Raw genomic sequence first — 13,242 nt, 5'->3', positions numbered from 1 at the left:
TGATGCTTGGTCGTGTCAACCATATTGCAATTGCAGTTCCTGATCTGGCCGCTGCTGCGGCCAGCTATCGTGATACCCTAGGAGCGCGTGTTTCTCAGGCTCAAGCGCTCCCTGAACATGGTGTCACAGTCGTATTCGTTGAATTGGAAAATACCAAGGTTGAGCTTCTTGAACCACTGGGCGAAGATTCGCCCATAAGGTCGTTCTTGTCCAAGGCTCCTTCGGGAGGAATGCATCACATCTGCTACGAGGTTGAGGATATCCTTGCAGCTCGCGATCAGCTTCAGCAGGACGGAGCACGCGTCTTGGGCGACGGACAGCCAAAGATAGGCGCTCACGGCAAGCCGGTGCTCTTCCTTCATCCGAAAGACTTTCAGGGTACCTTGATCGAGCTTGAGCAGGTGTAACTTGTCTGAGCGAGGTCTTTTGCTGCAAGGTGGGCCGCTACCTTTGCATTTAAAACCGTGCGGGCGGTCCTTGAAGCGCATCCTTCAGCAGGATCAGATAATCTTCTTTCGGAACGTCGATGGCGCCAAAGGTCTTGAGATGATCGGTGGTGAATTGCGTATCCAGCAGCCGAAAACCTGATACTCGTAGATGTTCGACCAGATGCACCAGACACATCTTCGAGGCATTGGTACGGCGTGTGAACATGCTCTCACCAAAGAAGGCGGAGCCCAGTGATACGCCGTAGAGCCCACCGACCAGCTTTTCACCTTCCCAGGCTTCAACACTATGCGCATGCCCCATGTGATGTAGCTGCGTATAGAGATCACGTATAGTTTGATTGATCCAAGTGCTTGGCCGGTCTGGCGCTGCCTCTGCACATCCCGCCATCACAGCTTCAAAAGCGGTGTTGCGCCGGAGTTGCAACGGCGCATGACGCATCATTTTTCTGAGACTGCGAGAGATGTGAAATTCGTTGAGCGGAATTATACCGCGAATATGGGGCTCTACCCAGAAAATCTCAGGGTCATCCACGGAGTCAGACATAGGGAATAGCCCTATGGAATAGGCGCGCAGCAGAATATCAGGTGTAATTGCCGGATATGAACTGCTGCGCTGACCTGCCATTCTTATGCGTCAGCCTTATCGCCAGCCAGATATTTCTCCAGCCAATGGATATCGTAATCACCATTGGCGATATCCTGGTTGGAAACGAGATCCTGGAACAATGGAAGCGTGGTCTTGATGCCGTCGACGACGAACTCATCCAGTACCCGACGAAGGCGCATCATGCATTCAACGCGTGTACGCCCATGCACGATGAGTTTGCCAATCAAGCTGTCGTAGTAAGGCGGGATCTTGTAGCCGGCATAGGCACCGGAATCCACGCGTACGCCCAGGCCACCCGGCGCATGGAAATGCGTGATAGTACCTGGTGACGGCGTGAAGGTGCGAGGGTCTTCGGCGTTGATACGGCACTCAATCGCATGCCCGGAGAATGTAATCTCATCCTGCGTGACAGAAAGGCCAGCGCCGGATGCCACGCGAATTTGCTCATGCACCAGATCGATGTTGGTGATGGCTTCGGTGATCGGATGTTCAACCTGAAGGCGGGTGTTCATTTCAATGAAATAAAACTCGCCGTTCTCATAGAGGAATTCGATCGTGCCAGCACCGCGATACTTCATCTTCTTCATCGCGTCGGCGCAGATCTGACCGATCTTCATACGCTGCTCGACATTGAGGGCAGGAGAGTTTGCTTCTTCCCAAACCTTTTGGTGACGACGCTGAAGCGAGCAGTCGCGCTCGCCAAGATGGATGGCGTTGCCGGCACCGTCGCCAACAACCTGAACCTCGATATGCCTTGGCTTGCCGAGGTATTTTTCCATGTAAACAGCATCATTGCCGAAAGCAGCAGCTGCTTCGGACCGCGCCGTATTGAAGGCTTCTTCCAGATCGGCTTCTGTCTTGGCAACCTTCATGCCACGACCGCCGCCGCCTGCCGTCGCTTTGATCAAGACCGGGAAGCCGATTTTTCTCGCGGTTTCGAGAGCAGTATCCGGAGTCACTTCTCCATCGGAACCAGGGACGACCGGAATGCCAAGTTCGACCGCGGTTTTCTTCGCGGTGATCTTGTCACCCATTAGGCGAATATGTTCCGCCGTCGGTCCGATGAAGGTGATGCCGTGTGCCTCAAGAATATCTGCGAATTTCGCATTTTCCGAAAGGAAGCCATAACCCGGGTGAACAGCATCCGCACCGGTGATTTCGCAAGCAGCAACGATCTGATGAATGTTCAGGTAGCTGTCACGGGAAGGGGGAGGCCCGATGCACACACTTTCATCCGCAAGCCTGACATGCATGGCATTCGCATCCGCCGTCGAATGGACGGCGACTGTTGCGATGCCGAGTTCCTTACAGGCGCGAAGCACGCGCAGTGCAATTTCGCCTCGGTTGGCAATGAGAATCTTGGAGATCATGGACCTGCCTTATTCGATGACGATCAGCGGCTCGCCATATTCGACCGGCTGCGCGTCGTTCACGATGATTTCCGTAACCTTGCCCGAGCGAGGAGCCGGGATCTGGTTCATGGTCTTCATAGCTTCGATGATGAGCAGTGTCTGCCCTTCCTTGACCGTGGCGCCGACTTCTACGAAAGCGCGTGCACCAGGAGCGGGCGAAAGATAAACCGTGCCGACCATGGGTGCCGTGACTGCGTTGGTGCGATCAGCCGCCGCTGGTGCTGCTGCTGCTGGCGCGGCTGCTGCGGGTGCTGCCGGAGCCGCGAATTGCTGTACGGCAGGTGCTGCCTGGATGTACTGCGGAGCCTGGCTATTGCGCGAAACGCGAATGCGCAGGTCATCCTGCTCCACTTCGATTTCGGTCAGGTCGGTATCATTGAGGATGTTCGCCAGATCGCGGATCAACCCCTTGTCGATACCGTTTTTCTTCTCAGACATGGTCAACCTATGTGTTCTGTTGTTCTTAGCTGGTTATGTCGCGCAAGGCACGCAATGCAAGCACGTAGCCGGCCGGACCCAATCCGCAGATCATGCCCTTGGCCGCCGGTGCGATCATCGATTTATGACGGAATTCTTCACGTGCATGAATGTTGGAAATATGAACTTCGATCACTGGCACCGAAATGGCGCGGATCGCATCATGCATGGCAATCGAGGTATGGCCATAGGCACCAGGATTGATGACGACGCCTATCGCGTTGTCGTCTGCTGCGTGCAGCTTATCCACCAATGCGCCTTCATGATTGCTTTGAAAGCATTCGACAACGAAGCCGAGCTCTTTGCCCACGTTGACGCAATCGCTCTCGATGTCCTTCAAGGTCTTGCCGCCATATATACCCGGCTCACGCTTTCCAAGCATGTTCAGGTTGGGGCCGTTCAGGACAAAGACTGTCTTGCTCATAGAGTTTCCATCATAAAACCAATGAAACCTATAGACCGGCAAGGCCGCAAGGGAAAGCCCCCGGCCACGAAAGCCGTGCATAACCGGGGGTGAAGCGCTTCAAATGCGTTGATAGATTAGCAGGTGGCTTTGCCGCAGCTGCGGATGTTTGCAATCTTCGTGGTTAATTCTTCATGGCCAACCGCGCCAAACACGGCTTCATTGCCGACCACATAAAAGGGTGTGCCAGTGACACCGAGGTTATTGGCAAGCTCGTAGGTTGCTCGCACCTGCTTGTCATTCGGGCTATCGCTCATCGATTTGCGAATTGCTTTCTCATCGATGCCGAGTTTTGCTGCGACAGAAAGTGCAGTCGCCTCAGTTGCGCGGGTTTGCCCACCAAGCAATTCCTTATGGAATTCAGGGTATTTATCCGGCGCCACAAGACGAACCGCGTTGGCCACTCGATGCGCAGCCATGGAATCCGGTCCCAGAATTGGGAACTCCTTCAGAATGAAGCGGATGTCCTTATCTTCAGATAGAATGGTTTCCATGTCTGAAAGCGCGCGCTTGCAGTAACCGCAATTGTAGTCAAAGAACTCGACAACAGTCACGTTTCCCTTGGGATTGCCGAGAATAATATCGTCCGGCGATGAGAAAATGGCTTTCGAGTTGGCTTCGATACCATCTGCCGCCTGATTGACGCGCGCATCCTGTTGCTTCTTCTCGAGAGCGTCCTGCACTTCGAGCATAACCTCTGGATTGGCGACAAGGTATTCGCGGATGAATTCGCCCATTTCCTTCTTTTGTTGTTCATCCAACGCCAGTGCATAACCGGATTGGGCTATCAAGGCTGAGCATGCCATCAAGCCAGCAACAAGATTTCGGGAAAGGGCGTTCATTTTTATCCTCTACTACCGCATGGTTGCGCGGCTTCTTGGCGAATCGCGTCGCGAGACTGCGCGTTTTGCTGGACCATATCCAACACGCAGCCGTCCTACAAACTCACATTGATGTGCATATTCTTGGCACAGTGATGACCAGTCAAAATAACTGAAGCATGATTATAAAAAAACGGCCGCACAGGTGCGACCGTTATTCGTTGTTAGCGGCTTACCAGCTTTCAAAGAAAGCCGCGGCGCTGCCACCAGCCTGCCTTTTTCGGCTTGCCACCTTGCGGATCTGCCTCGACTTCTGCCGGAGCGTTGGATTTTACCACCGGCTCGGAAGAGGAGATATTGGAAGCGCGATTTGCGCGTGCTGGCTTCTGATCTTCATCAATCGCCTCAGCTTCAGGTGCGGTTGGCTGCTCGGGGGCGCTTTCCACCTGAGCGACAACCTCTACCGCTTCCGGCGCAACCCGGACTTCCGGCTCCGCAGCGCCAGCGGCAGGAGCGGTTTCTTCGGAAGAAACTGCGGCGTCATCGGCCTTGGCCGATGCCTTGGTGCGGCGAGCGCGCCGAGGTTTCGCAGCAGGCTTTTCTTCCGCAACTGGCTCAGCTGCGATTTCAACTCCAGCGACTTCAGAGGCCACGACATCGGCTGGTGCTTCCGAAGACATTTCGACTACCGGTGCGACTTCTTCACCAGCATCCCCAGCCGAAACCTCCTCTGCGGAAGCATCGTCATCACCCTCAGTCGATGCCGTAGAGGTTTCATCCTCACCATGCCGGTTACGGCGTCCTCCGCGCTTGCCACGGCGACGACGCTTGCGACGAGAGCCCTCATCACCGTCAGCTTGCGCCGACTGGACAGAAACGTCTGCACCGGATTCATCTTCGTCGTCTTCTTCATCGTCAGAAGTATCTGCCTCATCCGAGGAGGCATTGTGGGCCGCATCGCCATTGCGCTCGCCGTTGCGATTGCGGCGACGACGGCGACGCTTGCGCTTGCGGTTACCCTGATCATCATCAGAGCGAGATTCCGGAGAGGATGTCGCAGCGGCAGGTGCCGCCTCCATATCCTCTTCTTCATCCATCTCGATGACGACGTCGTCTTCATCTTCTTCTTCGACAGGCGTCGACACAAACTGCAGGAGGCTTTCAACCTTGACAGGGTTGGCAACCGCTTCTCCACGATCAATCGCGAAATGGCTGGAGCCGATAGCAATATCGGATTCGATATAGATGGAAACGCCGAAGCGGCGCTCGTAATCCACCACAGTCGTCCGCTTCTGGTTCAGAAGATAAAGAGCAATATCCGGTGTGGTTCGCACGGTGATGTCGTGCGTCGTGTTCTTCAGCAGATATTCCTCCACGCCGCGAAGAACGTGAAGCGCAACGGAAGACTGCGAGCGAACATGGCCGGTGCCACCGCAATGTGAACAGACCTGTGTTGTCGATTCCAGCACGCTGGCGCGAATCCGTTGGCGCGACATTTCGAGCAGACCGAAATGCGAAATGCGGCCAACCTGAATGCGGGCGCGATCGTTCTTCAGGCAATCCTTCAGCTTCTTCTCGACAGCGCGGTTATTGCGCTTTTCTTCCATGTCGATGAAGTCGATGACGATCAGACCTGCAAGGTCGCGCAAACGCAATTGACGCGCAACTTCTTCCGCAGCTTCAAGGTTTGTTTGAACCGCGGTCTCTTCAATCGAATGTTCGCGAGTCGAGCGGCCCGAGTTTACGTCGATCGCCACCAGAGCCTCGGTCTGGTTGATGATGAGATAACCGCCGGATTTCAAAGTGACCTGCGGCTGAAGCATACGATCCAGCTGCGCTTCGATTCCAGACCTGGAGAAGATTGGGTGCAGATCGCGGTAGGGTTGAACCACCTTCGCATGGCTCGGCATCAGCATCTTCATGAAGTCTTTTGCTTCACGATAGCCTTCTTCGCCAGCCACGATGATTTCTGAAATATCCTTGTTGTAGAGGTCGCGGATCGAGCGCTTGATCAGCGAGCCTTCCTCATAAACCAGGCATGGCGCGATAGAGTTCAATGTCAGCGTACGGACATTCTCCCACAGGCGCATAAGGTACTCGAAGTCGCGCTTGATTTCGACCCGTGTACGGTTTGCGCCAGCGGTACGAAGGATAACACCCATGCCCTGCGGCACGTCCAGCTCCCGCGCAATTTCCTTCAGGCGCTTGCGGTCTGTCGGGTTGGTAATCTTACGGGAAATGCCGCCGCCACGAGCCGTGTTCGGCATCAGGACAGAGTAGCGACCGGCAAGCGAAAGATAGGTCGTGAGCGCCGCGCCCTTGTTGCCGCGCTCTTCCTTGGCAACTTGAACCAGCAGAATCTGCCGGCGCTTGATGACCTCCTGAATGCGATACTGCTTGCGCGGCTTGCGGAAAACGCGATCCGGAACTTCTTCCATCGCATCTTCTGCGCCGACCGATTCGATCACTTCCTTTTCGTGATCGCCATCATCGTCGTCGTCATCATCGTCATCGCGGGAGCGCCGATCAGAAACATCCTCGGAAATGGAGTCGGTTTCGACCATGGCCGCCATTTCGTCCGGCGTGCTGTCGTCGCGGGCATCCGTGGCTTCGCTTGCCTCTACTGGAGCCTCTTCCGCCGCCTTTTTGCGTGCGCGGCTGCGTCGTGGCTTTGCCTTAGGCTTTTCTTCGGCAGCAGCTTCCGCTGTCACCTCTTCCGTAACCTCTGGTGCGGCTTCGGCAGCAGGCTGTTCAGCCTCTGCTGTCGCTGCTTGCGATTCCGGTTCAGCACCGAGTGCAGCTTCTACCTGTGCGGCAATCCCAACATCCGGCTGTTCTGCCTTGGAAAGATCGACGACAGGTTCAAAATCATGATCGGAATGACGAGGATTGTCTTCCATCTCCGCCTGGATCAGTGCCTGGCGGTCCGCAAGCGGGATCTGGTAGTAGTCTGGATGAATTTCGGCAAAGGCAAGAAAGCCGTGGCGGTTGCCGCCATAATCGACAAATGCCGCCTGAAGAGAAGGCTCAACGCGGGTTACCTTCGCGAGGTAAATATTGCCGCGTATCTGTTTTTTGTGCTGCGATTCGAAGTCAAATTCTTCAATCCGGTTTCCCCGGACGACTACGACGCGCGTCTCCTCTTCGTGAGACGCATCGATAAGCATTTTGTCTGCCATTGAACATGTGCTCCTCGGCGCGAGCGCGTGGGTTCACGGCGGGCAGGTGTCATGCCTGAGCTACCGTGGTTCGCGTTCGATCTGCCGGATAAAAAAATTCCCGATGGAAAGTTTGTCTGCGGCATCACCATGGAAAACAGAGCCGCTAACGCTCCATTCAGTTTCCCCGGAAAATGCAATCTGTGCCGCAACATCAAAGACCAGACGAGAATGACGTTATATAAGGCCCGTTGTTGGACCCGATGAATTTGCTCCTGATGAGCTGGATGGCGAACCATCCGGTACTGTTCCGGCCACCGCCGGCGTAGAGTTTGCATCAGGCTAGATGTAGAGACGGCGGATGACCGTGCTTTATGGCGCCAGGACTTGAAGCTGGCAGCCTGTCAACAGACTATCCCGTCGACACCTAAACCCTCAAACGACTTGTATGTTTTATCTGTCATAATAGCAAGCGGAAAGCCCGCCATGCCACAATATGGATCAAATTTGAGTATTAGCGGCAAACGCTATGACTGGCATCGCTGGCGTGTGTAAGGCAATGGTGCAAACATGAGATTCGTTTCCGCCCAGCGGGCGGCGTAACGGAAATGAGAGGCGTGGGGCGCAGGGCTTTGCTGAGAGGGCGGATGGAATTTTTCGTATCGCGTGTTCTGCGCCGCGCAGGGCTTGTGCTGTTATTGGTCAGCGTTCTCATTCCGGTCGCACATGCAACTGAAAAGGACGAAGATCCTCTGCTGGCGTTCAGCGCGCGTATCGTTGGTGATGATGCCCGGTCACGAGTCGTCATCGATTTTGATGGAAAGCCGGATTTTTCAGTCCATTACGTCGAATCGCCTGAGCGGATCGTGATTGATCTGCCAGCAACGGCCTTTGGCTTCCCCGCAGCCGATCTCGCTGCGCGCGGCCTCTTCAAGGATATCCGTTATGGTACTATGGGTGAGGGAAGTGCGCGCATCGTTTTGACGGCAATTCGCCCCGTCCGTCTTGTTCTTGCAGAGGTGCAAAAGAACGAAGACAAGGGTTATCGCTTGGTGCTGGACGCTGAGATGACCACGCCGGATAAGTTCGCTGAACTCGTCAAAACGCAAAAATGGGGCGAACCGCAATCTGGTAGCAATACGGTTCTGAATACGATCGCGCCGGAAGATCAGGGACATGACGGGATCTTTGTCATTGCGGTCGATGCCGGGCATGGGGGAATCGACGCCGGTGCTTCCGGCGCGACCACCAAGACGCCTGAAAAGGATATTACACTTGCTTTCGCAAAGGCGCTTGTGGAGAAGCTGAACAAACAGCAGGGCATCAAAGCCGTTCTCACACGCACGAATGACAGCTTCTTGTCTTTGTCTGAGCGTGTTGTGCTGGCACGCCAGAGCAAAGCGGATCTCTTTATTTCCCTGCATGCGGATACACTGGGGCAGAAGGGCATTCGCGGTGCTACCGTCTATACCCTTTCCGATACCGCATCAGACCGGATGGCGGCGGCGCTGGCCGCCCGCGAAAATCTCTCAGATCAACTGGCGGGCTATTCCATCGAAGTTCCGCAGCCGGAAGTCGCCGATATCCTCCTGGACCTTACTCGCCGTGAAACGCAGGCATTTTCCATTTCTCTGGCCAATCGCGTCGTGAAATCTTTTGAGGGCCAAATCGGTCTCATCAACAACCCCCATCGCTATGCTGGCTTTCAGGTGCTGCGAGCCCCAGATATTCCTTCGATTTTGGTTGAGCTTGGCTTCCTATCCAACGAGGAAGATGAAAAACTGCTGTTGAGCGAGGAGTGGCGCGACCGGCTGACGACGCTGTTGGCAGAGGCTGTGATGCGTTATCGAAGCGGTGCTGCAGCCGGAGGCGGATAGCATAGCGTGGCTTGAATGCCACATCCCGTCACCAAGCGTCTTGATTCGCAATTTCTGCGGGTGGAGCATCGGGAACGGCGTTGCGTGAGCCCTATTTTACTCACATTCAAAGCGTTACTCGTGCTTTTATACCAGCATCACGACTCGTTGCTTTTGAACTGGCAATGCTTGCGCTTGCGGGTCGCTCGTGCAAAACGCGTGTAACTATGAAATGGTGCAGCCAGCACCTGAGAGACTGAAGCGGTAGCTAAGAATGATCAGATTGCTTGGATATTTTTTTGGATTGGCCTGCATCGGCTTTCTGGCCGTTGCTGCCGTCGCCGCCGTCTATCTGGCTGGCGTGTCCAAGGATCTGCCTAATTACGAAGTTTTGGCATCTTATGAACCGCCCGTTGCCACGCGCGTTCACGCAGGCAATGGCGCATTGATGGCCGAATACGCGCGCGAGAAGCGCCTGTTTTTGCCCATTCAAGCGATCCCGGATCGCGTGAAGGCCGCTTTCATCTCCGCCGAGGATCAGAACTTCTATACCCATCCGGGTGTCGATGCCTGGGGTCTGGGACGCGCCATCGTCAACAATATTCAGAACATCGGTTCAGGCCGCCGTCCCGAAGGTGCTTCCACCATCACGCAGCAGGTGGCAAAAAACTTTTTGCTTTCCGCTGACCAGACTTTCGACCGAAAGATCAAGGAAGCGATTCTCTCTTTCCGCATCGAGCAGACATATTCGAAGGATAAAATTCTCGAACTCTATCTCAACGAGATTTTCTTCGGGTTCAACTCTTACGGTATTGCCGGTGCGGCGCTGACCTATTTCAACAAGTCGGTGACTGAACTGACCATTGCCGAAGCCGCCTATCTGGCGGGCTTGCCTAAGGGCCCAGCCAACTACAATCCATTCCGTCACGAGCAGGCAGCTTTGACGCGCCGCAATTACGTGATCTCGCGCATGGCCGAAGATGGCTATATTACCGCAAGCGATGCTGAAGAAGCCAAGAAGCAGCCGCTTGGTGTAAACATGAACCGCGGTGGCGCAACTGTCGCGGCATCTGACTACTTTTCTGAGGAAGTTCGTCGCCAGATCATCGACAAGTATGGCGACAAGGCTCTTTACGAAGGCGGCCTCTCGGTTCGCACATCTCTAGATCCACAGATGCAGATCATGGCGCGTGCAGCATTGCAGCATGGCTTGGTTGAATACGATGAGCGGCGTGGTTACCACGGGCCAGCCGCGCAGATCTCGGTGTCAGGCGATTGGGGGCCGGAGCTTGCGAAGGTTCCAGCCCTGCGAGATGTGCCTGAATGGCGGCTGGCGGTTGTTACAGCTGTTTCGGATAAGGAAGTTGATATTGGTCTCCAACCTGCACTGGTTGCTGGTAAGGTGGTTGAGGAGCGCGAAAAAGGCGTCATTCCTGCCGACGAAATGAAGTGGGCCTATCGCGATGCCAAGAACGCCCGCAAAACCGCGAAATCGCCAACGGGCGTTCTAGGCGCGGGCGATGTGGTTTATGTCGAGGCCGTACAAGGCAAGGAAGGCATTTACCGTTTGCGGCAGCCGCCCAAGGTGCAGGGTGGCATGGTGGTGATGGACCCGCATACGGGCCGCGTTCTGGCCATGGTTGGCGGCTTCTCCTATGGACAGTCCGAATTTAACCGCGCAACCCAGGCCATGCGTCAGCCCGGCTCCTCATTCAAGCCTTTCGTTTATGCTGCCGCTCTCGACAATGGCTATACGCCTGCTTCCGTTATTCTGGACGCGCCGATCGAAGTGGTATCTGGGGGGCAGACCTGGAGCCCGGAAAATTATGGTGGCGAGTCTGGTGGTCCATCCACTTTGCGCCTCGGCATCGAAAAGTCCCGTAACCAGATGACGGTCCGGCTTGCTCAGGACATGGGCATGGAACTGGTGGCTGAATATGCCGAGCGCTTTGGCATCTACGATAAGATGGCACCTCTGCTTTCCATGTCTCTCGGGTCTGGCGAAACAACCGTGCTGCGAATGGTATCGGCCTATTCCGTTATCGCGAATGGCGGCAAGCAGATAAAGCCGACGCTCGTTGACCGGATTCAGGATCGTTACGGTAAAACAATCTTCCGTCACGAGGAGCGGACCTGCGAAGGCTGCAATTTCAACAGCTGGGCCCAACAGCCGGAACCGACACTGGTCGATAACCGCGAGCAGGTGCTCGATCCGATGACCGCTTACCAGATCACATCCATGATGGAAGGCGTTGTGCAGCGAGGCACGGCAGCTGGTAAAATTCCAGTGAAGGACCGTCCCGTCGCTGGTAAGACCGGCACGACCAATGACGAAAAAGATGCTTGGTTCGTAGGCTTCACGCCAAACCTCGTTGCTGGTCTGTATGTCGGCTTCGATAATCCCTCGCCGCTGGGTCGTGCGGGTACGGGTAGTGGATTGGCAGCGCCCATCTTCGGCGAATTCCTGGCACAAGCTGCCAAGGTCACCCCACCAACCAAGTTCCAGGTGCCTGGAGGCATGCAATTCATCCCCGTCAATCGGAAGACCGGCATGTTTGCGCTTGAAGGTGAGCCCGATACCATCGTGGAAGCCTTCAAGCCAGGGACTGGCCCTGCCGATACGCTGACGGTTATCGGTGCAGATGCTCAGCTTCCGCCGGAAGAAATTTTGAAGACCTCTCCGCAAGCGCAGCAGGCCGTGACTTCGGGATCTGGTGGCTTGTTCTGATCCGGGTGAGGCCTAACGACCGAGGGCTTTACAGCCCGCGCATAGGTCATTAATCAGCCTGTTTCCCAAAAGGATGAAGAAAGCAGAGAATGCGTAACGAGACCCTGAATATTGTTGACGAAATCAAGCAGGCCATAAGCCTGCTGAGGAGGCATCTTTGACTGGGATCAGGCGGTAAGACGACTGGACTGGTTAAACAATAAGGCGGAGGACCCGAACCTCTGGAACGATGCGAATGAAGCCCAGAAGTTGATGCGCGAGCGTCAGCAACTGGAAGATAGCATCAGCGGCGTGCGTTCCCTTGAGCAACAGCTCAAGGACAATATCGAACTGATTGAGTTGGGCGAGGAAGAAGGCGACGATTCGGTAGTCCGTGACGCCGAAGAAGCGCTGAAAGTGCTTCGCGCTGAATCTTCGCGCCGTCAGGTTGAGGCTATGCTTTCAGGCGAAGCCGATTCCAATGATACCTATGTCGAAGTGCATTCCGGCGCTGGCGGTACCGAATCTCAGGATTGGGCCAATATGCTGCTGCGCATGTATTCCCGCTGGGCGGAGCGCGCGGGTTTCAAGGTTGAAGTTCTGGAAGTGCATGATGGCGAAGAGGCCGGCATCAAATCTGCAACGATTTTGGTCAAGGGTCACAATGCCTATGGTTGGTTGAAGACAGAATCGGGCGTTCACCGCCTTGTTCGTATCTCACCCTATGACAGCAATGCGCGTCGCCATACGTCGTTCTCGTCGATCTGGGTCTATCCAGTTGTCGATGACTCGATCCAGATCGATGTCAATGAAAGCGATTGCCGCATTGATACCTATCGCGCCTCCGGTTCCGGTGGGCAGCACGTCAACACCACCGACTCGGCAGTACGCATTACGCATATTCCAAGCGGCATCGTTGTTGCTTGCCAGCAGGAACGTTCGCAGCACAAGAACCGCGCGAAGGCGTGGGACATGCTTCGCGCACGTCTCTACGAGGCCGAGTTGAAGAAGCGCGAAGAGGCGGCCAACGCCGAAGCAGCTTCCAAGACTGAGATCGGTTGGGGACACCAAATTCGGTCTTACGTCTTGCAACCCTATCAGCTGGTGAAGGATCTTCGCACCGGCGTTGAAAGCACCGCGCCCGGTGATGTGTTGGACGGAGAGCTTAACGAGTTCATGGAAGCGGCCCTTGCTCACCGTATCAGCGGTAAGGCGGATGCCGAGGTTTCCGATATCGATTAAGAGATATCTACCAAGATTGAAAAGGGGCGTGAGCGCTGTATGCGTCTCGC

10 protein-coding genes are annotated in these 13,242 nt (G+C 55.2%); 4 read left to right on the top strand and 6 right to left on the bottom strand.

All coding sequences use genetic code 11. From position 1 onward, the window contains the following. The first annotated feature begins 2 nt into the window (after positions 1 to 2). Positions 3 to 407, top strand: a complete 405-nt coding sequence (mce, locus tag AC0JZ1_RS10510; protein ID WP_471882318.1) for a methylmalonyl-CoA epimerase — start codon at positions 3 to 5, stop codon at positions 405 to 407. 49 nt (positions 408 to 456) lie between these two features. On the opposite strand, the gene aat is transcribed toward mce, so the two are convergent. The 6 genes from aat to AC0JZ1_RS10480 form a co-directional block, all read right to left on the bottom strand. Next, the gene (gene aat / locus AC0JZ1_RS10505; RefSeq protein WP_471882317.1) at positions 457 to 1,074 is read right to left on the bottom strand and encodes a leucyl/phenylalanyl-tRNA--protein transferase; all 618 of its coding nucleotides are present in this window, start codon (positions 1,072 to 1,074) and stop codon (positions 457 to 459) included. A gap of 2 nt (positions 1,075 to 1,076) precedes the next feature. Next, positions 1,077 to 2,426, bottom strand: coding sequence for an acetyl-CoA carboxylase biotin carboxylase subunit (gene accC / locus AC0JZ1_RS10500; protein WP_471882316.1), 1,350 nt, complete (start codon positions 2,424 to 2,426; stop codon positions 1,077 to 1,079). Between the two features lie 9 nt (positions 2,427 to 2,435). After that, entirely contained in the window at positions 2,436 to 2,906 is a 471-nt protein-coding gene (gene accB / locus AC0JZ1_RS10495; RefSeq protein ID WP_471882315.1) for an acetyl-CoA carboxylase biotin carboxyl carrier protein, read from the bottom strand. 25 nt (positions 2,907 to 2,931) lie between these two features. After that, positions 2,932 to 3,369, bottom strand: a complete 438-nt coding sequence (gene aroQ, locus AC0JZ1_RS10490; RefSeq protein WP_471882314.1) for a type II 3-dehydroquinate dehydratase — start codon at positions 3,367 to 3,369, stop codon at positions 2,932 to 2,934. Between the two features lie 116 nt (positions 3,370 to 3,485). Next, entirely contained in the window at positions 3,486 to 4,250 is a 765-nt protein-coding gene (locus tag AC0JZ1_RS10485; protein ID WP_471882313.1) for a DsbA family protein, read from the bottom strand. A gap of 221 nt (positions 4,251 to 4,471) precedes the next feature. After that, the gene (locus AC0JZ1_RS10480; RefSeq protein WP_471882312.1) at positions 4,472 to 7,408 is read right to left on the bottom strand and encodes an Rne/Rng family ribonuclease; all 2,937 of its coding nucleotides are present in this window, start codon (positions 7,406 to 7,408) and stop codon (positions 4,472 to 4,474) included. Positions 7,409 to 7,995: 587 nt separating this feature from the next. On the opposite strand from AC0JZ1_RS10480, the gene AC0JZ1_RS10475 reads away from it, so the two are divergent. From AC0JZ1_RS10475 to prfB, 3 genes are all read left to right on the top strand, one after another. Next, positions 7,996 to 9,264, top strand: coding sequence for an N-acetylmuramoyl-L-alanine amidase (locus tag AC0JZ1_RS10475; RefSeq protein ID WP_471882311.1), 1,269 nt, complete (start codon positions 7,996 to 7,998; stop codon positions 9,262 to 9,264). Between the two features lie 253 nt (positions 9,265 to 9,517). After that, the gene (locus tag AC0JZ1_RS10470; protein WP_471882310.1) at positions 9,518 to 11,971 is read left to right on the top strand and encodes a penicillin-binding protein 1A; all 2,454 of its coding nucleotides are present in this window, start codon (positions 9,518 to 9,520) and stop codon (positions 11,969 to 11,971) included. Between the two features lie 89 nt (positions 11,972 to 12,060). Continuing rightward, positions 12,061 to 13,192, top strand: a protein-coding gene (gene prfB / locus AC0JZ1_RS10465; RefSeq protein ID WP_471882309.1) for a peptide chain release factor 2 whose coding sequence is annotated in 2 segments (ribosomal slippage) — positions 12,061 to 12,129 and positions 12,131 to 13,192 — 1,131 coding nt in all. Because the reading frame shifts where the segments join, the coding sequence is not laid out codon by codon here. Positions 13,193 to 13,242 lie beyond the last annotated feature (50 nt).

The sequence above is a fragment of the Affinirhizobium capsici genome (assembly GCF_977018625.1).
This window is presented reverse-complemented; position numbering and strand designations above follow the sequence as displayed.